This window comes from Janthinobacterium sp. GMG1 (assembly GCF_034427795.1).
Lineage (GTDB): Bacteria > Pseudomonadota > Gammaproteobacteria > Burkholderiales > Burkholderiaceae_D > Janthinobacterium.
Genome location: NZ_JAXQNT010000002.1, coordinates 575888 through 597561, shown reverse-complemented (window position 1 = coordinate 597561; position 21674 = coordinate 575888). Strand labels below are relative to the sequence as shown.

The 21674-nt window shown below is 61.5% G+C and carries 19 protein-coding genes and 1 pseudogene; 4 read left to right on the top strand and 16 right to left on the bottom strand.

Annotated elements, in window-relative coordinates:
• Nucleotides 1–3: 3 nt before the first annotated feature.
• The 5 genes from lptB to SJI03_RS07685 are packed head-to-tail and all read right to left on the bottom strand — an operon-like array spanning nucleotide 4 to nucleotide 3584.
• Nucleotides 4–759 (bottom strand): LPS export ABC transporter ATP-binding protein, encoded by a 756-nt coding sequence (gene lptB, locus SJI03_RS07705; RefSeq protein ID WP_099378489.1) that lies wholly within the window; start codon nucleotides 757–759, stop codon nucleotides 4–6.
• Complete coding sequence (lptA, locus tag SJI03_RS07700) at nucleotides 759–1340, bottom strand: lipopolysaccharide transport periplasmic protein LptA (RefSeq protein WP_099378488.1); 582 nt, start codon at nucleotides 1338–1340, stop codon at nucleotides 759–761. Before lptA ends, lptB begins: the two co-directional genes overlap by 1 nt.
• 25 nt (nucleotides 1341–1365) lie before the next feature.
• Nucleotides 1366–1977, bottom strand: coding sequence for an LPS export ABC transporter periplasmic protein LptC (lptC, locus tag SJI03_RS07695; RefSeq protein ID WP_233516169.1), 612 nt, complete (start codon nucleotides 1975–1977; stop codon nucleotides 1366–1368).
• Between the two features lie 39 nt (nucleotides 1978–2016).
• A complete protein-coding gene (locus tag SJI03_RS07690) occupies nucleotides 2017–2550 on the bottom strand; it encodes a KdsC family phosphatase (protein WP_322426726.1) in 534 nt (177 codons plus the stop codon).
• Complete coding sequence (locus SJI03_RS07685) at nucleotides 2550–3584, bottom strand: KpsF/GutQ family sugar-phosphate isomerase (RefSeq protein ID WP_416208732.1); 1035 nt, start codon at nucleotides 3582–3584, stop codon at nucleotides 2550–2552. Before SJI03_RS07685 ends, SJI03_RS07690 begins: the two co-directional genes overlap by 1 nt.
• A gap of 84 nt (nucleotides 3585–3668) precedes the next feature.
• Here SJI03_RS07685 and SJI03_RS07680 point away from each other — a divergent pair, with 84 nt between their 5' ends.
• On the top strand, nucleotides 3669–5648 hold the full coding sequence (locus SJI03_RS07680; RefSeq protein ID WP_099378485.1) for a monovalent cation:proton antiporter family protein: 1980 nt from the start codon (nucleotides 3669–3671) through the stop codon (nucleotides 5646–5648).
• Here SJI03_RS07680 and SJI03_RS07675 read toward each other — a convergent pair whose 3' ends face one another.
• The 3 genes from SJI03_RS07675 to SJI03_RS07665 all read right to left on the bottom strand — a co-directional run bounded on the left by SJI03_RS07675 (nucleotide 5649) and on the right by SJI03_RS07665 (nucleotide 8915).
• Nucleotides 5649–6806, bottom strand: coding sequence for a sensor domain-containing diguanylate cyclase (locus SJI03_RS07675; RefSeq protein ID WP_322426724.1), 1158 nt, complete (start codon nucleotides 6804–6806; stop codon nucleotides 5649–5651).
• Between the two features lie 34 nt (nucleotides 6807–6840).
• On the bottom strand, nucleotides 6841–7692 hold the full coding sequence (locus SJI03_RS07670; RefSeq protein ID WP_322426723.1) for an MOSC domain-containing protein: 852 nt from the start codon (nucleotides 7690–7692) through the stop codon (nucleotides 6841–6843).
• Between the two features lie 128 nt (nucleotides 7693–7820).
• Entirely contained in the window at nucleotides 7821–8915 is a 1095-nt protein-coding gene (locus tag SJI03_RS07665) for a type II asparaginase (protein WP_099378482.1), read from the bottom strand.
• A gap of 133 nt (nucleotides 8916–9048) precedes the next feature.
• Here SJI03_RS07665 and SJI03_RS07660 point away from each other — a divergent pair, with 133 nt between their 5' ends.
• The 3 genes and pseudogenes from SJI03_RS07660 to SJI03_RS07655 all read left to right on the top strand — a co-directional run bounded on the left by SJI03_RS07660 (nucleotide 9049) and on the right by SJI03_RS07655 (nucleotide 10790).
• Nucleotides 9049–9597, top strand: coding sequence for a hypothetical protein (locus SJI03_RS07660; RefSeq protein ID WP_322426722.1), 549 nt, complete (start codon nucleotides 9049–9051; stop codon nucleotides 9595–9597).
• Nucleotides 9598–9864: 267 nt separating this feature from the next.
• A pseudogene (locus SJI03_RS28935) lies at nucleotides 9865–10488 on the top strand (acyltransferase family protein); the annotation flags it as partial.
• A gap of 44 nt (nucleotides 10489–10532) precedes the next feature.
• Nucleotides 10533–10790: a hypothetical protein gene (locus tag SJI03_RS07655; protein ID WP_322426721.1), complete on the top strand. Its 258-nt coding sequence runs from the start codon at nucleotides 10533–10535 to the stop codon at nucleotides 10788–10790.
• A gap of 165 nt (nucleotides 10791–10955) precedes the next feature.
• Here the strand turns inward: SJI03_RS07655 and SJI03_RS07650 are convergent, their stop codons facing one another.
• The 8 genes from SJI03_RS07650 to SJI03_RS07615 form a co-directional block, all read right to left on the bottom strand.
• The gene (locus SJI03_RS07650; RefSeq protein WP_322426720.1) at nucleotides 10956–11639 is read right to left on the bottom strand and encodes a class I SAM-dependent methyltransferase; all 684 of its coding nucleotides are present in this window, start codon (nucleotides 11637–11639) and stop codon (nucleotides 10956–10958) included.
• A 302-nt stretch (nucleotides 11640–11941) separates the two neighbouring features.
• Nucleotides 11942–14395, bottom strand: a complete 2454-nt coding sequence (locus SJI03_RS07645) for a TonB-dependent receptor (RefSeq protein ID WP_322426719.1) — start codon at nucleotides 14393–14395, stop codon at nucleotides 11942–11944.
• Between the two features lie 106 nt (nucleotides 14396–14501).
• Complete coding sequence (locus SJI03_RS07640; RefSeq protein WP_416208731.1) at nucleotides 14502–15470, bottom strand: siderophore ABC transporter substrate-binding protein; 969 nt, start codon at nucleotides 15468–15470, stop codon at nucleotides 14502–14504.
• Nucleotide 15471: 1 nt separating this feature from the next.
• Nucleotides 15472–16242, bottom strand: a complete 771-nt coding sequence (locus tag SJI03_RS07635) for an ABC transporter ATP-binding protein (RefSeq protein ID WP_322426718.1) — start codon at nucleotides 16240–16242, stop codon at nucleotides 15472–15474.
• Nucleotides 16239–17189, bottom strand: a complete 951-nt coding sequence (locus SJI03_RS07630; RefSeq protein WP_322426717.1) for an iron chelate uptake ABC transporter family permease subunit — start codon at nucleotides 17187–17189, stop codon at nucleotides 16239–16241. The genes SJI03_RS07635 and SJI03_RS07630 overlap by 4 nt, the downstream gene beginning before the upstream one ends.
• Nucleotides 17186–18142: an ABC transporter permease gene (locus tag SJI03_RS07625; RefSeq protein WP_322426716.1), complete on the bottom strand. Its 957-nt coding sequence runs from the start codon at nucleotides 18140–18142 to the stop codon at nucleotides 17186–17188. The genes SJI03_RS07630 and SJI03_RS07625 overlap by 4 nt, the downstream gene beginning before the upstream one ends.
• On the bottom strand, nucleotides 18139–19896 hold the full coding sequence (locus tag SJI03_RS07620; RefSeq protein WP_322426715.1) for an ABC transporter ATP-binding protein: 1758 nt from the start codon (nucleotides 19894–19896) through the stop codon (nucleotides 18139–18141). The genes SJI03_RS07625 and SJI03_RS07620 overlap by 4 nt, the downstream gene beginning before the upstream one ends.
• Nucleotides 19890–21656 (bottom strand): ABC transporter ATP-binding protein, encoded by a 1767-nt coding sequence (locus tag SJI03_RS07615; protein WP_322426714.1) that lies wholly within the window; start codon nucleotides 21654–21656, stop codon nucleotides 19890–19892. Before SJI03_RS07615 ends, SJI03_RS07620 begins: the two co-directional genes overlap by 7 nt.
• Between the last annotated feature and the right edge of the window lie 18 nt (nucleotides 21657–21674).

The window sequence follows — 21674 nt, the reverse complement described above, 5'->3', positions numbered from 1 at the left end:
GGCTTACATGCGGAAGTGTTCGCCCAGATAGACCCGGCGTACCGACTCGTTCGCGATGATGTCGTCGGGGCGTCCCGACGCCAGCACCGAGCCCTGGTTGATGATGTAGGCACGGTCGCAAATACCCAGCGTCTCGCGCACATTATGATCGGTGATCAGCACGCCGATATTGCGCTCCTTCAAGAAACGCACGATGCGCTGGATCTCGATCACGGCGATCGGATCGACGCCGGCGAACGGCTCGTCGAGCAGCACGAAACGGGGATCGGTGGCCAGCGCACGGGCAATTTCCACGCGGCGGCGTTCGCCACCGGACAGCGACAGCGCCTGGTTCTCGCGCAGCTTTTCAATCTGCAAGTCAGCCAGCAATTTATCCAGCCGCTCCTCGATCTCGGCCTTCGTCAGCGGACGGCCTTCGACGGTCTGGATTTCCAGCACGGCGCGGATATTGTCTTCCACCGTCAGCTTGCGGAAGACGGATGCTTCCTGCGGCAGGTAGGACAGGCCCATCTGCGCGCGGCGGTGGATCGGCAGGCTGGAAATGTCCACGCCGCTGATATCGATGCTGCCGCCATCGGACGGCACCAGGCCGACGATCATGTAGAACGATGTGGTCTTGCCGGCGCCGTTCGGGCCCAGCAAACCCACCACTTCGCCGCATTCGACTTGCAGCGAAACATCATGCACGACTTGCCGCTTGCCATAGGTTTTTTGCAGACCGCGAACGATCAGGGTGCTGCCGCAACGTGTATTGTCCATTATTTCTTTCCTGGCGCGGGCGTGGCCGGCGCTTTCTCCGCTGCCGGCGCCTTGGTCTTCGGCTGGATCACCATGCGCACGCTGCCGCCATCCGCGGTGCTGGTGCCGCTGTTGGAATTTTCCATCGCGAATTCTTCCTTGCGGCTGTCATACGAGATGAAGGCGCCATTCGCCACATCGGTCACTTTCGCGCCTTCCAGGCGCGTCAGCTTGGCTCTGGAAAACAGTTTCACCACTTCCGTCTTGTTGTCGTATTCCACGCGCTCCGCTTCGCCTTCCACCCACAGGTCGCCCGCGCCATCGCGCTTCTGGCGGAAGGTGGCGAGCTTGCCGGGGTCGGCCCAGAAGGTAATGAACTGGTAGCCTTGCGGGTCTTCCGTGATCAGGGCCCGGCCCGCCTTCATGGTCAGGGTACCCTTGACCAGCACGACGTCGCCCGTCAGGGTGCGCACCTGCTTGATGTCATCGACGTGGCCGCTACGTGCCGTGATGACGGCTTCCTTCTCGGAATCGGCCTTCTCGGCATGCGCCCCGCCCATGATGGCCAGGGACAATACGGTCAACAGCAAGATGTTCTTCATAGTATGGTTTCCTTGTTTCATTCTGTCATTTTGCCGCCGCGGCCGGGCGCGGTTTCGGCGGGAGGACCATGCGCAGCGCATTCTGCACTTCCACCACGCCGGTGGCGTTATTCGCCTTCATGCCGACGCCATTGATGCGCGAGGCGCCCGTCAGGATATCGACAGGCACGTCCGTTTCCATTCTTTCCTCATCCGGGAACACCGTCAGCGCTTCCGTCTTGACCGTCAGGTTCTGCGCCTTCGGACTGGCCACGCGGTCGATCACGACCTTGCGGTGCAGTTGCAGCCGCGTATTGTCCTGGTCGATATGCGCCAGCTCCGCATTCATGTTCATCGGCGGCATGCCTGGCGTGAGCTTGCGCACGAAAGGCTGGTCGATATCGGACGAATCGTCCAGCGGATAATGCGTGAGCTTGGTGCCCGACACGATATAGCTGGGCTTACCCGTCAAGTCCATGCGCACCAGGCTGAAATTGGTGATGAAATAGTCAGGCTCATCCAGATGCTTGCTGGCCGTGATGTCCTGGCTATTCTTGTTCATCACCTCGAGCAGCCAAAAGCTGGCCAGCGCGACAACAACCGCGCCCAGCACGGTAAAAATCATGCGCCAGCGATGGGCGCCTCCTGGCTTACGCATAGGGCTTCACTCTTTCAAATGTCACTGGCAAGGCGCGCCTCACTCCAGGAACGGCGCCATGACGCGCGCATAGTTGTCCTGGGCGCGCAGCAGGAATTCGCAGATCTCGCGCACCGCGCCGCGGCCGCCGCCAGCCTGCGTCACATGGTGCGCCAGGCCCTGCACTTCCGGACGCCCGCCCGGCACGCTGACGGCAAAGCCGACGCGTTTCAGGATGGGCGCATCGATGACATCGTCGCCAATATAGCCGCATTGCTCTTCCGTCAAGCCCGTCAGCGCCAGCAGTTCGCGAAACGGCGTCAGCTTGTCGTGGCCGCCCTGATGCACATGGGTAATGCCCAGGTCTTGCGCGCGGCGTGCCGTGATGGCCGAGCGGCGCGCGCTGATGATGGCCGTCTGCACGCCCGATTCCTGCAGCAGCTTGATGCCCAGGCCATCATACACATTAAACGTTTTCATCATCTCGCCGTCCGGGCCGAAATGCAGGCTGCCGTCGGTGAGCACGCCATCGACGTCAAAGATCATCAGTTTGACCTTGGCCGCGCGCGCCAGGTTGTGCGCTACGCTCTCCATCAGATCACCTTCGCTTGCGTCAGATCATGGATATGCAGCGCGCCCACCAGCTTGCCGTCGGCATCGACGACCAGCATCTGGTTGATGCGGAACTGCTCCATCACGGCCACGGCGTCGACGGCCAGGCGTTCGGGCGCGATGCTGCGCGGCTGCGCATGCATGACGTCGCGGATCGCCACTTGCGTGAAATCCTGCACGCGCTCGAACATGCGGCGCAAGTCGCCATCCGTAAACACGCCCACGGGGCGGTTGTCAGCGTCGACGACGGCTGTCATGCCCATGCCTTTCTTCGTCATTTCTTCCAGCGCCTGCAGCAAGGAAGCGTCCACGGGCACTTGCGGCACCCGTTCGCCGCTGCGCATCACATCATGCACGTGCGTGAGCAGGCGGCGGCCCAGGGCGCCGCCCGGATGCGAGCGGGCGAAATCTTCTTCCTTGAAGCCGCGCAAGTCGAGCAAGGCCACGGCAATCGCGTCGCCCAGGGCCAGGGTGACGGTGGTGCTGGCCGTCGGCGCCAGGTTCAGCGGACAGGCTTCTTTCTCAACAGAAATATCCAGGTGCACATCGGCCAGCTGGGCCAGGCTCGAGTTTGGTTTACCCGTCATGGAAATCAGTACGCCACCCATGCGCTTGACGACAGGCATGATGGCCATCAGTTCCGACGATTCGCCGGAGTACGATATGGCAATAAAAGCATCGTCCGAGGTGACCATGCCCAAGTCGCCATGGGCCGCTTCGGCCGGATGCACGAACAGGGCCGGCGTGCCGGTGGAAGCGAGGGTGGCGGCAATCTTGCGCGCGATATGGCCGGATTTGCCGATGCCGGAGACGACAACTCTTCCCTTGCATTGCAGCAACATCGCCACGGCGCGGCCCACACTGTCGTCCGTGGCCAGGCGCGCGTGCAGCGCAACGATGGCGTCGGACTCGATCTGCAAGGTGGTGCGGGCCAGCGCGACAGCGCGCTCGGTCGTCGCTTGCATGTCAATTCGATCAAAAGCTTTCAGCATTGTTTTTTCATGGGTTACACTCATGCCCAAAGTATAAACGAATTAGGAAAGCAAAAAACTTGCCAGTCACAACAAACAACGATTTCCATTGACCGTACCGGGCAACCCATGTTTTCCTCGCTTGAACTGACCCTGATGTTACTCGGCAGCGCCGTGCTGGGCGTGGTCGCTTTCAGAATGTTGCATTTGCCGCCCATGCTGGGCTACCTGGCCGTTGGCATCGTCATCGGTCCCCACGCGTTGGGCCTGGCAGCGGAAAACGAAGCCAGCCACACCCTGGCCGAGTTCGGCGTCGTCTTCCTGATGTTTTCCATCGGGCTTGAGTTCTCTCTACCCAAATTCCTCGCCATGCGGCGCATCGTCTTCGGCCTTGGCATGGCGCAGGTGGTCACCACCATCATCGCCACCGTCGTCTTCGGCTGGTTCGTCGCGCGCTATCTGTCCGCCTACATCCACCTGAGCTGGCAAGCCGCGTTCGCCCTGGGCGGCGCGCTGGCCATGTCGTCGACGGCCATCGTCTCGAAAATGCTCACGGAGCGGCTGGAACTCGAAAGCGAACACGGCCGCAAGATCATCGGCATCTTGCTGTTCCAGGACCTGGCCGTCGTGCCCCTGCTGATCCTCATTCCCGCCCTCACGCGCGATTCGGACAACCTGGCCGAAACCCTGGCCTGGGCCGGCGGCAAGGCCCTGGTGGTGCTGATCTTGCTGCTGTTCATCGGCCAGAAGATGGTGCGCGGCTGGCTGACCATCGTCGCCAAGCGCCGCTCGCAAGAATTGTTCATGCTCAACCTGCTGCTGATCACCCTGGGCGCGGCCTGGATCACGGAGCGGGCCGGGCTGTCGCTGGCCCTGGGCGCGTTTGTTGCCGGCATGCTCATTTCCGAGACGGAATTCAAGCACCAGGTGGAAGAAGATATCAAGCCCTTCCGGGACGTGCTGCTGGGCCTGTTCTTCATCACCGTCGGCATGCTGCTCAATATCCGCGTGGTGCTCGATAACTGGTGGCTCGTGCTGCTCTTGCTGTGCGGTCCCGTGCTGCTGAAATTCGCCCTGATCGCGGGCCTGGCCCGGCTGTTCGGGTCCAGCAACGGCGTGGCCCTGCGCACGGGGCTGGGACTGGCGCAGGCGGGCGAGTTCGGCTTCGTGCTGCTGAACCTGGCTGGCGGCATCAAGCTGATGGACCCGTTCGTCGTGCAGGTGGTGCTCGCGTCGATGGTGCTGTCGATGCTGGTGGCGCCCTTCCTCATCGCCAAGTCCGACGCCATCGTCATGAAACTGGCGGCCAACGACTGGATGATGCAGTCGCTGGCCCTGACCAAGATCGCCACGCGCACCATGGCCTCGCAAAAGCACGTGCTGATCGCCGGCTTCGGGCGCAGCGGGCAAAGCCTGGCCACCCTGCTGGCGGAAGAAAAAATCGAATACCACGCGCTGGACCTGGACCCGGAGCGGGTGCAGGAAGCGCAGCTGGCCGGCGCGCATGTCTCGTATGGCGACGCGGGACGGCGCGAAAGCCTGGTGGCGGCCGGCATCTACCGGGCCAGCGCCGTGGTGATCACGTATGCGAACACGCCTTCGGCACTGAAGTTATTGCATTTGCTTAACGAAATGGCACCGACCTTGCCCGTCATCGTGCGCAGCCACGACGATACCGACCTCGACCAATTGAAGAAGGCGGGCGCTGCCGAAGTGGTTCCGGAATTGATGGAAGGCAGCCTGATGCTCGCTTCGCATGCGCTGATCATGATGGGCGTGCCCCTGCGCCGCGTGGTGCACCGGGTGCAGGCGGCGCGCGAGGAGCGCTATGCGTCCCTGCGCGGCTATTTCCACGGCTCCAGCGACGCGGGCGACGATGCCGAGCTGGAACGCCTGCATACGGTCACCGTCAGCGAAGGCGCGCACTGCGTGGACTTGCCCTTGAGTGCGATCGACGTGGCCGGCTGCGGCGCGTTTGTCACGGCCATCCGCCGCGGCCGAGGCCGCCTCGATGTAACCCCCGAGACGCAACTGGCCAGCGGCGACGTGGTGGTGCTGCGCGGCACGGCCGACGCCGTGGCCAAAGCAGAAACATTACTACTTAAATAATTAACCTGACTGCGCCTGCCAGCTGATGACCTTGTTGCGGCCATCGGCCTTGGCCTGGTACAGGGCCTGGTCGGCGTGCGCCACCAGTTGCTGCGCCACCGTTTCGATGGGGAGTAGCGCCGCGTCCGCTTCCAGGCTGGCCACGCCGATCGACACGCTGACCCACGCTTGCGCGCTGCCCGGCAAGTCGAACATGGTGCCGGCGATGCTGGCGCGGATGCGTTCGGCCACGAACGTGGCACTGTCGAGGTCGGCGTCGATCAGCAGCACGACGAATTCCTCGCCGCCGAAGCGGCCCAGCGCATCGGAGCGGCGCAATTCCGTGCGGATGCGCGTGGCCACTTCGCGCAGCACTTCATCGCCGCCCTGGTGGCCATGCGTGTCATTGACCAATTTGAAATGATCGATGTCGATGTACATGCATGAGATGCAATAATTCTGGCGCCGCGCGCGGGCGATTTCTTCCAGCAGGCGGCGGTCGATATAGCGGCGGTTGTAGACGCCCGTCAGGGAATCGGTCAAACCGATGTATTTGAGCATTTCATTGCTGATCACGTTTTCCAGGCAAATGGCGATGATGGACGCCATGTGCTTGATGAAATCCGTACCCAGCGCGGGCGTAAAGCGCGTCACGTCGCTGCTGGCCAGGTTCAGGCTGCCAATCAGGCGCTTGTTGCGCAGCAAGGGCACCAGCGCCACGCTGCGCAGAGCGTCGATCTGCGGAAAACGCGGGCCATGCACGGTCGCATCAAAGGCGCCCAGCAGCGGCAGCGGCGGCAAGGCCGCTTCCCCCTCGGCCACGGGCTTTGGTGCGGCAAAACCCAGCTCCGCCACGGCATGCACGAACAGCAACTGCGGGAAGGCGCTGAAATCGACGCCCAGCTTTTCCATCACCAGCACGATATCGTCATCCTCGTCGAGCAGGCTCAAGGTAACGCCGTCGAGGTCGGAAATCACGGGCAAGGTGCGGAAGATGGTGCCGATCAGTTCGGGAAACGTGGACGCGCTGACGATTTCCAGGTCAAACGCCTGGTGGCGGCACATGATGTCGTGGTTGCGCTCGACCTGTTCCAGCAGGAAAGCCATGCGCGCCCGCAAGGCCTGGTTTTCGGCTTCGAGGCTGGCAATGCGCGGGTCCGGCGGTATTGCTTGATTCATAGAAACCTTAAACCCTTCTGTGCGGGCGCCATGCTTAAAATGCCAGTTCGAAACCGATGTCCTGCCCCACCACGATACGCTCATCGCCGCCATCGGTGACGATGGCGTTCATGCCGAAGCAGATGGCGCCGTCGAGCTCGGGCTTGGCGCGATAGCCATGCATGACGTCGAGCGGGTCCGGTCCGGGCACGCCCGTGGCCTGGTCCACCGACGGGATCGGGCAGCGCGAGCACGGCTTGACGGGTTTTAACACGGTCGCGCCGAATTGCAGGAAGTCGGCGTAGTCTTCCTCGAAGGCGCCGATCTCGCCGATGACGAGGTTGGGGCGGAAACGGTTCATCGGCAAGGCCTCGCGGCCGGCGGCGCGCAGCTTGTCGTTGACATCATCGAGCGAAGCGGCACCGGCGATCAGCACCGGGTAGCCATCGGCAAACATGGTCTCGGCAGCCACGCCGTCCGTCCATTTGGTGCTGGTGGCGCGCACCACGTCCGGGTGAAAGCGCACCAGGCGGCACGACACGCCGATGGCGTTGGAAAACCAGGTGGCCGTGACGTCGTCGCAATCGTAGGCGCGCACGCTATCGTCCCACACTTGCACGTCCAGCATCGGTGCCAGTTGCGGATGCGGCAAGCCCAGCTCGATTTCCAGCCGCAACATGCCCGGCGCGCGCAATTCCAGCGTGGTGGCCTTGATGGACGGCACGATCAGCGCCATGCGCGGATGTTCGCGCTGGGTCAGGAAGCGGCCTTGCGCGTCCACCACCATCCATTCGCGGTCGAACACGTGCTCGCTCATCAGCCCTGAACGCGTCAGGACGGCCTCGCGCAAATGGATGCCGGCGCACGATTTGATCGGATACAGGATGATGTCGGACAGGATAGCCATGAACCAGTGACAAGGAACAGTGTTGCTGCTTCTGCCAGGAAGTTATTCAGAAGCGAAGTATGGCAGCAAAGCGGGCAAGCGTAAATCGGCCAGGCTCAGCCAATAAGGCTGGCCTGGCATGAGAAGGATCAATACGTGTAGAAAATACGCTGGATTTCTTGCGTGCTATTCGTTTTGGTCAAAGCCAGCATCAGCAGGATACGGGCTTTTTGCGGGTTCAGGGTGTCGGACACGACACTGTCGAGTTCATCGTCGTTGGCTTCGCCATTGCGCGCCACGATGCCCTGGCCAACACGGCTCGAACGCACGATCAGCACGCCCTTCTGGCGCGCTTCCACCAGGGCCGGTTTCATTTGCGCGGCCACGCTGCCATCGCCCACGCCCGCGTGGATGATGCCCTTGGCGCCGGCGGCAATGAAGGCGTCCATGCCGACACGGTTCATGTTGGCGTAGCCATACACAATGTCCACTTGCGGCAGGGCATCGAGCTTGCTGATGTCAAATTCCGATTCCAAGGTGTGCTTGCGCGTCGACTGGCGGTAGAAAAAGGCCTTGCTGCCCTGGATATAGCCGAGCATGCCCAGTTCCGGCGACTTGAAGGTGTCGGTGGTCGAAGTGTTGGTTTTAGTCACTTCGCGCGCAGCGTTGATCTGGTCGTTCAAGGCCACCAGCACGCCCTTGCCCACGGCTTCCTTGCTGCCTGCCAGCATCACGGCGTTGTACAGGTTGATCGGACCGTCAGCCGAGATGGCCGTCGACGGACGCATGGCGCCCACCACGACGACCGGCTTGTGGCTTTTCACGGTCAGGTTCAGGAAATACGCCGTTTCCTCGATGGTGTCGGTGCCGTGCGTCACGACCACGCCATCGACATCGTTCGAGGCCAGCAGCACGTTGATGCGCTTGGCCAGGGCCAGCCAGTGGCTATTGCCCATGCTTTCGCTGGCGATCTGGAACACTTGCTCGCCTTTCACGTTCGCCACTTTTTTCAATTCCGGCACGGCCGCGATCAGGCGCTCGACGCCCACGGTGGCCGAGGTGTAGCCGACGGTGGTGGTGCTGTCGGCGCCGCTGCCGGCGATGGTGCCGCCCGTGGCCAGAATCACCACATTCGGCAATTTGACGGCCGCCTGCTGCGCGCGCGCGGGGGACGCGGCGATAAAGCCCATCAGCATGGTAGCCAGCATCAGCTGTGCACAAGAATGGAATTTGCGTGAAAACATGGTGCTCCCGTGAGGTGTACTGTCAAAAATAACAAAGTCGTGTGCAAATTATATGTCATCAGTGCCGCACGAATCCCCCAATTCATGCGTCCCGCGCAAACGTGTGCGCCTTCCCATGCGCTACAGTGGCGCCATGTCCACACTACTCCCCCTCCGCGCCTGCCTCGTCCTGCCGCTCGTCCTGATGGCGCTGAGCGCCTGCTCCACGCAAATCGAACTGCGCACGGCGGCGCAACAGGAACAGTTCGCGCAGGAGGCGGCCAGCCAGGGCGACTGGGAGCGGGCCATGCGCAGTTACGCGGCCGCGGCCGACAATGCCGAACTGGGTCACGGAGATGCCGCCTGGCAAGCTCACCTGCACCACCAGGCGGGACGCGCCGCCAGCGGGGCCTGCCGCTACGATGCGGCCGAATTTCATTTCCGCCAGGCCATCGCGCTGGCAAAGAAAAGCGGTCAATCAAGCGCGCTCAGCGACAAGGCGCTGATCGACCAGTATGAACGCCAGGGCAAGGCGACAGAAGCCCTGGCCGTGCGCAATGAACTGGGCTGGCATCAAGCGAGGGCGCTGGGCGCGTTAGTCCATCTGGAATCGCTGCCAACGGTGGCTAGCCAACCCGGTCATAAGCAGTGCAAGGCATCGCCTACACCAGCGATGAATAAGGCAATCGACAGCTGGGATTGAAAAAAACCACATCGCCGCATGTGCATTTCTTTCTTCTATAACAAGGAATTAAGGGTTAGCTTATTCCTCAAGACCTTACTATAATCATGTCCCCACAACTGACAGACTGCACCAATGCTTCAGAAATTCTCCTCAATTCAGATAATTAGAGCAATTGCAGCGCTGTCCGTCGTGATGTTTCATTCTCATTTTGTCGTCGCTTCCTTCCCGGACCAGTATAAAGTCACTCTTCCATTTATTTATAAATGAGGCTATCTCGGCGTCGATCTCTTTTTTGTCGTCAGTGGCTTCATCATTGCCCATATCGCAAGCAAGGGGGAAATTCAAGCAGCATCTTTTTTAACAAGACGCTTCTTCAGAATTTATCCCCTATACTGGATATTTTGCGGCCTGGCTATCTATCTGCAAATATGCCACGATTACAACCTTGGCGGCGGCGAGCTGGGAATTTCGGAAATCATCAAGTCTTTTACCATCTTCCCTCTGGAAAATCATCCACCCTACGCCGTCGGCTGGACACTGGAGCATGAAATAATATTCTATCTCCTGAGTGCAATTGTTTTATATTTTTCCAGCTTTATAACATTAATCATCATTCTCGCCTTGCTTGGCGGAATCGGTCTGGCTTTACCCATCCTGATTAACCATGGCACACTCCAACCTTTCTGGGATTACCATTTATTGCCTCCAACTCACATTAACTTCCTAACAGGAATTTTGATTTACAAAAATCAAGATCGCCTTTTGAAATTCAAATCAGCCGGGCCGCTGCTTGCCTCTGCTATTGTATTTTTCCTTTGGGAAAACATGTTGGGCTGGCCGAATGCAAGCTGGAACACCTTGATCACCACATTGGGAACGAGCATATGCTCAGCCCTGTTAATTATGGCCTTCCTGAATTCGGAGAAATTGAATGCCAACAACAAAGATAGCTTTTGGCACAGCAGATACACAAAGTTCAGATCGCCATTGGCAACGCATCATTCTCGCTCTATCTGGTTCACTGGGTCATTTTCATGGAACTCGGGCGTAACAAATGGAAGGTCGAGTTCGAGCTACCGGACCACTGGGCTGAAAGTTATCGAATAGCAATAACAGTCGCCACCGTACTTCTTGCATTTCTCATGTACAAGCTCATAGAAACGCCCTTGATCTCACTCGGTCATTGGATTGCAAAACGTCTGGAAAAATAAGAAGCATGCACCAGCCAATGGAAAGCCGGATACTGGACGAGCCGACCGAATGGAGGGAGAGCAGAACAACGGATGCAGTCTGCGGCATCTCGCGATGTGGTAACGCCTGTGCTCGCAGTGCCAGGGCACGGCCGCCAACCATTTCACCCGTTAAGGACAGCCTTGTCAGTCCTTGCCATAGGGCTCGGGTTCTTTATAGAGGATGCAGATGGAAACGCGCTCATCGCTGTCGAGCGAAAAGGCATGTTCGCTATGGGAAAAGCTGTCTTTGGCGACCAGATAATAATGACCGCTGGCGGTAAAGAAATCAGCATAGGACGTTTTGTAGGAAAAGAGGCCAGGCTTGTGATGATAGGCCCGCTTATGACGATTGCCTGGATCAAAGTCCAGGATGGCCAGAAATCCACCACTCTTCAATACCCGATCGGCCTCGGCAACCGCCTTGAGAATTTCCGTCCGGTCTACCAGGTACAGGCAAAAACCAAAGTACACCAAATCCATGCTGGCATCGCCGTGCGGAATGTGCGACGCGATAGAGACGTCCAGGTGAACGTTAACATTCGGAAATTTATCCATGCCTTCGCGCACAGCCTCGGAAGAAGGATCGATACCATGGCCCTGCGCAGCAAAAAACTGGCAGAGATCCGCCAGTTTGACGCCGTTGCCACAGCCGATTTCGAGGATATGCCCGATACGCTCACGATGACTGCCCAGGACGCGCTTGATCGTTTCGTTCTCGTAGAATGACTTCTGCTGGTTCAATGTCGATCTATTGCGGTCAAACCAGCGGTCACCCTCTCCCTCCAAAAATATCTGGCATTGCGTTTGCTCTAAGGAAGTCATCACCATGGTTAGCCCTTTGACGTCTTGCTCCTGGCTGCAAGCAGCCAAATCCCAACGATATCGGTTCCTGCAAAATAGCGTGCAACTTCGCATGCACACACTACAGGCATAGTTTTTTCACAAACATTCGAAAAATAGTAACACCAATCCTGGCGCTGCGCGCCTTCTGGTTTTGATTTTTATCAGCTGCGGCAGCGGTATTTCTTGAGCCAACTCCGAAAGCCGATCTGAACATGCACCGTGGCCCGAGAACGACAATGCCCCGTACAGGCGGGGCATTGTCAAACAGCAGGTGCGACAAACCACCGTCAGAAATCCATGGTCACCGACAGCATGAAAGTGCGCGGTGCGCCCAGGCCCAGGCTGGTCCATTGCGGCAGCGCCCAGTACGCCCGGTTGCCGACGTTCGTCACGCTGGCGCGCACGGTCAGGGGCCGGCCAGCCGCCTGCGTCGCATAGCGGGCGCCCAGGTCAAACACGGTGCGGCCCGGCACGGACATCGAATTGTCGGCATTGATGTATTGCTTCGATGCCGCCGTCGCGTTCGCCGTCAGGGTCACGCCGGGGATGGCGGGCGTATCCCACTCGACGCCCAGCTTGGCTTGCAGCTTGGGCACGCCCGTGGCCTGCTTGCCCTGGTTGCTGCCGCCCACGGTCTTGCTCAAGACGGGGTCGACATACGCCACGCCGCCCATCAGGCGCACATCGCGCAGGGGCGAACCGAAGAAGCCCCAGTCGACGCCACGGTTGCGCTGTTCGCCACCGAAGGAAAAGAGATTGCTGACTGGATCGACATAGCTGCTGGGCCGCTTGATTTCATACAAGCTGAGCGTATGCGCGAACTCGCCCAGGTCGACCTTGACGCCAAGCTCCGCCTGCTTCGACTTGTAGGGCGCAAAGACTTCGCCCGAGTTGGCCGCCGTCAGCGGCGCCGTGGCGCCCTGGCTCAAGCCTTCGATGTAGTTGCCGTACAGAGAGATAGTCTTGCTGGCCTTGACCAGCAGGGCGACGGCCGGCGTGGTGGCGCCTTCGTCATAGCGCGAGGTGCGCGCGCCCGTCTTGATGTTGAAGTTATCGCTGAGTACTTCCTGGCGGCGCAAGCCCACCGTCAGCTGCACGGTATCTTGCGCAAAAGAAAGCGTGTCGACCAGGCCGACACTGGCCAGGCGCAGTTCCGCCTTGGAAATTTGCGGCGCCTCGAAGCGCGTCGCCGGTCCCCAGACGGGGTTATAGATATTCGTGATCCAGTCTTTCGCCAGGGTATTACGGCGCCCGTACTGCTTGTCCGTGTGGTGATAATACGTGGCGTTGACGGCCCATTGATGGCCGATGTCGCCCGTGCGCAGCTTGCCCCGCAAACCAATTTCCGCCGACTGCTTTTCCACGTCAAAACCCAGGTCGGCAAGATTGGTGCGGTAGTCGCCTGCCGTGTTGAACACCTGGATCAGGTACGCGCCCGTCGACTGGTAATCGGCCCGGCTGGCGCCCACGGCGGCATACGCCATCACCTGCGCGTTCAAGTCCAGCTCGCCACGCAGCATGGCGCCCTTGTCCTTGGTATCGTAAAACGCCCAGCTGGGATTCAACAAGGTTTCCGCTTTCGGCGGACGCGGCACGGGCAAGCCGGGGGCCAGGTTGACGCCCCGGTTCAAACCATCGGCGCGGTCCTCGCTGTGATACAGGTCGGCGGACAGGCGCGCGCCGTTGCCACGCCAGTCCAGGCCCACGGAAACGAGCCGGGTCTTCTTTTTCTGGTGGTCGATGGCGCCGTCGCCATCGCGGTAGACGCCGTTGACGCGGATGCCGAACTGTTTATGCTCGCCAAAGCGCTGACCCAGATCAACATGCCCACCGAACTGCGAATCCGACATATACGATGCCGTCACGCGCGCCAACGGCACGTCACCCGCGCGCTTGGGCACGAGGTTGATGCTGCCGCCTACCGAGCCGCCCGGTGGCATGCCATTGAGCAATGCTGACGGTCCCTTCAGCACCTCGATGCGCTCGAACATTTCAGGCGAGGTGCGGTAGTAGGGCGAGATGCCGTACAGCCCGCCAAACGCCACATCGCCGATATTCGAGCTGAAGCCCCGTATCGAATAGTTCTCGCCGATGATGCCCGTCATGCCGCTGCTGAAAACGGTAGGGTCGGTGGCGGAAATCACATCGGTGATGTCGCGCGCCTGGCGGTCTTCGATGAATTTATCCGTATAGCTGATGGTGTTGAACGGGGTTTCCATGAAATCCTTGTCGCCCAGGAATCCCACGCGGCCACCGGACGCCACTTGCCCGCCTGCATAGGCATCTGTCACCGTGTTGCCCTTGCCCCACACCGTCACGGCCGGCATGGTCGCGGCGGCCTCGGCGGCGGCGCTGTGCGCCGGTTCGCGGCGCAAGGTATAGCTGCCATTACCCTCGCGCACGGCTTGCAAGCCGTGGCCGCGCAGCAATTCGTAAAAGCCTTCGGGCACGCTGTAACTGCCGGACAAGCCGGCGCTGTTCTTGCCTTGCAGCAGGCTAGCCTCGACCGTCAATTCCACGCCCGCCTCGGCGGCAAAGGTATTGAGCGCCTGGCCCAGCGAGCCGGCCGGCACGCTGAACGCTTGCCGGGCCTGCCCCGCCCCCGCTTGTGCAAAGACCGGCGGAGCCGCCACGCCCAGCGCCCCCACGGTCAAGCCCGTGATGAGCGCCAGTTGCGCGGCGGTGGCGATGCGGCTCAAATTCAAGGCGGGAAGGTGGCGCGTTGCCATGCGGTGTGTCATACGGTAAATCCTTTCAGAGGGGATGATTGCTTGTTCTCACCCTATCTCCCGAACGAAAAGGCAAAACCCTCAATGCAAATACGAATCATTACAAAAATAACTTAGATTATTGATAGCCCCTGAGCACATCGTCGATCACCCGCTTCAGCGACGTCACGCTGGCCGCCGTGATGTACCAGGCGTCCGCATCGACGAAGACCACGCGGCCGTTCTTCCAGGCATTGGTCTGGCGCAGCAGCGGATTGGCCATCTGCTCGGCCGTCATGACGGGACGGTGTTCCATCACGGCCGTGCGGTCCACCACATAGATGATGTCGGGGTTGGCTTGCTGGATGAACTCGCTGGAAATCGGCTGGCCATGCAAGCCCGCTTCGATGGCCGAACTGGCAGGTTTCACGCCCAGCGCATCGAAGACAAAACCGTAGCGCGACTGCACGCCGAATGAACTGAAGGCGCCATTGTTGTGCAAGACGATCAGCGCCTTCTCGGGACGTTCCTGCGTCACCTTGCGCGCGTCCGCCACCTTCGCGTCAAGCTCCTGCGCTTTCTGGCTGGCGAGGTCTTCCTTGCCGAAGATGCGGCCCAGGGTCAGCAAGTGTTGCTTGACCACCTCGATGTGCTTGCTCTCGCTGTTCTGGTAATCCACGTCGAAATGCAAGGTCGGCGCGATCTGGCTCAGTTCCTTGTAATGGTTGGCCTGGATCGACGTCATCAGTATCAGATCGGGCTGGAGCGCATGGATATGCTCGAGATTGGGCTGCACGATGGCGCCCAGGTCGCGGATGGCCTGGTCATCCTTGTAGCGGGTGAGGAAATGCGGCACGTAATCCTTCACCATGCCGGCCACTGGCACGCCCAGCTGGTCGAGAAAATCAACTTCGTTCATGTCCAGCACGGCCACGCGCTGCGGACGCTGTTTGATCACCGTCGTGCCCAGCTTGTGCTCGATTGTGATCGGAGTAAACGCCGAGGCAGGCGCTGCTGCCGTCGTCGTGCTCTTGTCGGTGCAGCCTTGCAGGGCGGCCATGGCGGCGAGCAGCACGGCGATTGCCAGACGGGGTTTGTTCCAGATCATCTCAAGCTCCTGTGGGGGTAAAGTAATTACAGACGCAGCCGCGCTCATTGCGCACAATGTGAAAATCGATGTCGTACAGCGCGCGCAAGCGCTCCTCGGTGACGACCTCATGCGCGGGGCCACTGAAGCGCACGGTGCCACCCTGCATGGCGACGATGTGGTCGGAATAATTGGCTGCGAAATTGATGTCGTGGATCACCAGGATCACGGTGCGGCCCTGCTCGTCGCACAGGCGGCGCAGCGCGCGCATGATCTGCACGGCGTGTTTCATGTCGAGGTTGTTGAGCGGCTCGTCGAGCAGCAAAATATCCGTCTGCTGGGCGATCGTCATGGCCAGGAAGGCCATCTGCCGCTGGCCGCCGCTCAGTTCATCGACGTAGGCGGCGCGCAAATTTTCCAGCGACAAAAAGGCGATGGCGTCATCGATCGCTTGCCGGTCCTGCGCTGTCAAGCTACCTCGGCTGTAGGGAAAGCGGCCAAAGGCGACCAGCTCTTCCACCGTCAGGCGCAAGTGAAAATCGGGCGACTGGCGCAAGGTGGCCACTTGCCGCGCATAGTCCTGGATCTTGATGGCCGCGATGCTACGCCCGTCTATCGTGATCTCGCCGCCATTCGCTTCCTGCAGGCGCGCGATGAGCATCAGCAAGGTGGTCTTGCCGGCGCCATTCGGGCCGATCAGGGAAGTCACTTTTCCCTTGGGAAACTGCGCGCTGACCTTGTCCAGCACGCACCTGGCGCCGTAGCTTTTTTCAATCTGTTTGACGTGGATCATGCGGTGCCTCGGGTGCGGACCATGAGCGCGAGGAAATACGCGCCACACACCAGATTGACGAGGATGCCGACCGTGGTCCGGTAATTGAAAACGTGCTCGACCAGCAACTGGGCGGCCAGGAAGATGGCGATGGCGATGGCGCAGCCCAGCGGCAAGGTGACGCGGTGGCGCGCCGTGCGGGCCAGAGCATACGTTGTGTTCGCCACAAAGATACCCATGAAGGCCGTGGGGCCCAGCAAGCTCGTCGACACCGCCACCAGCATGGCGATCAGGGCCAGTTGCAGCTGCACCATGCGCCGGTAGTCGACACCGAGCGAGATCGCCTGTTCGCGCCCCAGCGCCAGCACGTCGAGCGCCGGCAAGGTTTTCAGCACGGCCATGCAGGCGGCGCCCGCCAGCACGGCCGAGGTCAGCAATTGTGCGGGCTGCGCCTTGTTGAACGAGGCCTGGCTGAAGCCTTGCAAGATGGCGAACTCGCCCGGACTGATGCGCAGCTGGATGAACTGGGTAAATGTGCCGATCACCATCGTCAGCACGAATCCCAGCAGCAACAGGAAATACACGTTGTTCTTGCCATCACGAAAAAGCCAATAGTGGATGGCCCAGGAATACGCGAGCATCAACGCGATGGACACGACAAAATTGCCGTTCTGTCCCAGCAGCACTACGCTGTGCATGCCCATCGCCAGGATCAGCAACGATTGCAGCAGCAGGTACACGGCTTCGTAACCCATGACGGCCGGCGTCAGTATCCGGTTGCCGGCGATGGTCTGGAACACGATCGAGGACACGGCCACGCAAACGCCGCCGATGGCGATGGCGGCCAGGCGAGAGAGGCGCTTGGGGATGATGTAATCGACATCGAAGTTCGCGCCGAGGAGGAGGAACACCACGGCCAAAACAAGCACGGCGAGCCACAGCGTCCGCTGCTTGAATAGCCGCCTCATCGCCGCCCCCGGATGATCAATATGAGGAACAGCAGCCCACCCACGCCGCCCGCCGTCAGGCCAATCGGCACTTCGAACGGGTAGATCAGCAAGCGCCCGGCGATGTCGCAGGCCAGCAGCAGCGACGCGCCGCACAGGGCGACGAGGGGCAAGGTGCGGCCCAGATTGTCGCCGTAGCGCAAGGCCACCAGGTTGGGGATGGCGAGGCCGACAAACGGAATCGCCCCTACCGTGATCACCGTGGCCGCCACCGTGACGGCCACCAGCATCAGGCCCAGCGCCACTGTGCCCGCATAGTTCAGGCCCAGGCTGGTAGCCATGCCCTCTCCCATGCCCAGCACGGTAAAACGCTGCGCGTACACATACGTGAGGACAACGATGGGCAGGATCAGATAAATGATTTCATAGTTGCCCTGCACGATGCGGGAAAAATCGCCGAGCAGCCAGCCCTGCATGCTTTGCAACATATTGTTGCGATAGGCATAAAACTCGGCCACGGCGCCGAGCACGCCGCCATACACGAGACCGATGACAGGCACCAGGATTGTGTTCTTGAAGCGGATGCGGCGGATCAGGGCCACGTACAGTACGCTGGCGGCAAGGCAGAAGGCCAGCGCGAACGCCATCTTGCCGGCCGTACCCGCCGCAGGCACAACGGTCAGCGCCACGAGGATGCCCAGCTTGGCCGCGTCGAGGCCGCCCGAGGTGGCCGGCTCGACGAATTTGTTGCGCACGATGTGCTGCAGGATGACGCCGCACACGGACAGGCCGACACCTGTCAGCACCAGCGCCGCCAGGCGGGGCAGCCGGCTGGCCGTCAGGGTCAGCCAGGCATCGGCGGACAGCGCGTCGGACGAGGACAACAGCTGTGCCCACTCCATCTGCCTGGCGCCCACCAGCAGCGAAGCACCGCACAGCAGAAAGAACAGGGAAAACAGCCGCGCGTGTGTCAAATGCCGGACTCCGGCGCGGGCGCGGCGATGCGCCAGCCCTTGGCCGCCTGGCGCTGGGCCAGGAATTGGGCATACAGGCCACCCTGCTCACGCAAGGTGGCTGGCGCGCCCTGCTCACGGAGCATGCCGCCATCGAGCACGACGATCTGGTCGGCCATGGCCACCGTCGACAGCTGGTGGGCGATGACGATCACCGTGCGCTTGCCGCGCAGCCGCGCCAGCGCTTCGGCGATGGCGGCCTGGTTTTCCGCGTCGAGCGCGGCCGTCGCTTCATCGACCAGCAGAATCGGTGCATCCTTGACCAGCGCGCGGGCAATCGCGATGCGCTGGCGTTCGCCGCCGGACAGGCGCGCGCCGCCCTCGCCGACCAGGGTATCGAGTCCCTGCGGCAAGCGGGCGATGATCTCGGCCACGCCCGCCTGGCGCGCCGCTTCCAGCACCTCGGCCTCGGTCGCATCCGGTTTGCCGATGCGGATGTTGTCGCCGATGCTGCCCTGGAACAAATAACTGTCCTGGAAAATCTGGCTGATCTGGCCAGCCAATTGCTCGCTGGACATATTCCGCACATCGACGCCGCCCACCTGCACCGTGCCTGCACTGGCGTCAAAGAAGCGCGCCATCAGGCGTACCAGGGTCGTCTTGCCGGAGCCGGAGGCGCCGATCAGCGCCGTCATGCTGCCCGGCGCGATGTACAGGTTGATGTCCGTCAAGACGTCGGGCTGATCCTGTGCATAGCGGAAAGCCACGTCGCGCAACTCAACGGAACCATCGCGCGGCGCTTGCGGCTCGTGTACCTCCGGCAGCGGTTTCACGGCAAAGATATCGCGCGCCGCATCGAGCGGACCGCGCGCGCCGCGCAGCACTTCGCCATAGCTGGCCACTTCCTGCAGCGGGTCGACAAAGCGCACCACCAGCAGCAAGGCCACGATGATGGCGATGGCGTCTGCCACCGCTACCGTACCGAGCAGGCTCGCGGCGGCGGCCAGCAAGGCGGCGAAGATGGCTTGCACGGTCCAGGCATTGAGCACGGAAGACAGCGCGGAAAGATAGATCAGCCGCGTGCCTGAGTGGCGCTGCGCGTCGATGGCTTGCTTGAGGAAACGCGTGCCACCATCCACATTTTCACCGTTAAATGCACGCAGTACCGACTGGGCTTGCGCAAACTCCACAAGGCGCTGGCTGGTCTGGGCAAAATGATGGTGGTAGGCATCGTCCGCGCGCTGGCCCAGGTATGCCGTGAGCCGCAAGGCGCCGGCCAGCAGGGGGAGCGCCAGCAGCGCGATGAGACCCAGCTGCCAGTGCAGCGCAAACAGCGCAGCGGCCATCACGACGGGCGTGACGGCGCCGCAGATGACGGGTGTGAGCACATGGGCAGGCAGTTGCGCCACATTCATCATGCCTTGCGTAATGACGTGACCGAGTTTCGCCGTGTTGTCCGGCGTGAACCAGCCGACGGGCAGGCGCGCCACATGGTCGCCCAGGCGCTGGCGCGCGCCCTGCAAGACCGTCACGCCCACGCGCACGCCCGCCTTTTCCACCTGGCGCCGCCAGGCCCAGCAGGCGACCAGCCCGGCCAGCAGCACCAGCAGCCACAGGGCCGCGCCGTCCAGGTCGCCAGCCAGCAGCCGGCCCAGGGCCAGCACCAGCGCCGTGATCGTCAGCCCGCTGAGCACGCCATACGCGAGTGCCATGGCAACATAACGGCGGAACACGGGTGCATCATCGCCCAGCAATTGAATGAATGTTTTCAGCATGGCAGCACCGTTTCTTCCGAGGTGGCTTGGTAGCCGCCCAGCGCCCACAGTTGCGCATAGCGGCCCTGATGGGCAAGCAAGCCGGCATGGCTGCCCTGCTCGACGATGACGCCGTTCTCGACCACTACGATGTTGTCGGCATGCATGATGGTGTCGAGCCGGTGCGCGATCACCAGCAGGGTGCGGCCCTGGGCAAAGCGCGACAGCGCATCCTGGATCGCCACTTCGTTTTCCGCATCGGCCGCCGCCGTCGCTTCATCGAGCACCAGCACGTTTGGATCGAGCAGCACGGCGCGGGCAATGCTCACGCGCTGCAACTCGCCGCCGGACAGTTGCGCATCCTCGCCGATGACGGAATCGTAGCCGCGTGGCAAGGCCAGGATGCGCTCGTGGATATTCGCCACGCGCGCCGCCGCTTCGATCTCATGCGTGCTGGCAGATGGCCGGCCCAGCGCGATGTTTTCGCGCACACTGGCGTGGATCAGCCGCACTTCCTGCAGCACGAAACCGATGCGCCGGTACAACTCGGGCGTGGCGATGTGCCGCAGGTCGACGCCACCCAAGGTGATGCGTCCTTCGGTCGGATCAAAAAAGCGCAGCAGTAGCCGCGCCAGGGTCGACTTGCCGGAACCGGAAGCGCCAACGATGGCCGTCACGGTGCCAGGTTGCAAGGTCAGCGTGATGTCCGACAGCACCTTGTTCTGGCCATCGTAGGCATAGCCCAGGTTCTCCATGCGGATCTCCGTGCCGATGGGTAACTGCTGCTGCCCGGGCGCCGGCTGCGCCAGCACGGGCGTATCGAGCAAGGCTTGCACGCGCTGGGCCGCGCCCGTGGCGTTGTTGAGGTCATGCGTGAGGTAGTGCAGCAGCAGCATCGGTGCGGAAATGCCGGGCGCCACGAGGGCGAACGGCAGGATATCGACGGGCGCCATCCAGTCCAGGGCCACGAAGGCCGTGCCGGCAAGCACCACCACGCCCAGCACGGCGACAGGCGCGATCAGCGCGTTGGCGTTGGCCATGGAACCGACCAGCGGACGCGTAAATGCGGCAAACGCGTCGGCAAACGCATCGACGGCCGCGCGGTAGCTGCCGTGTGCGCGTCCTGTGGCGCCAAAGGCCTTGACCACGGGAATGCCGTTGACGAACTCCACCACGGCATTGTTGATGCGTCCCATGCCGGCGACGAATTGTTCCATGTTGCCGCCGCTGGCCTTCATGGCGCGGCCGAAGAACAGGAAAAAGCCGGGAAATGGCAATATCGAAACGATGGCCAGGCGCCAGTCCATGGCGAACAAGTAAATGACGGAGATGGCGATGGCGCCCACAGCGCGTCCCGTCGTCGTATAGAAGTGGGCGGTAAGGCTGTGCAAGGTATTGATGTCGTCCTGCATCGCCTGCTTGACCTCGCCCGAGGCGCGGCTGGTGAACCAGCCCAGCGGCACCTGCCCCAGGCGCTGCATGGCTTGCAGGCGCAATTGATGGGTGAGGCGGTTGTCGGCCAGGTGTGCGGCCAGCTCGCCCAGCGAGATCAGGGCCATGCCGGCAAACAGGCAGGCGACGCTGACGAGGATGATCTGCCACACATCGCCCTGCGCCAGCGCGGGGTTCAGGGCGATGTGCGCGAGCTGCGCGATGCCGGCCAGCGGCACCAGGGTCAGCATGGAACCCGTGCCGGCCAGCACGGCGGCGGCGATCAGGCGCCCGCGGATGGGCTGCAGTATCCGGCTGATCGGGCCGGCTTGACGGCTTGGGCTACTCATGGGAGAAACAGGAAAAAA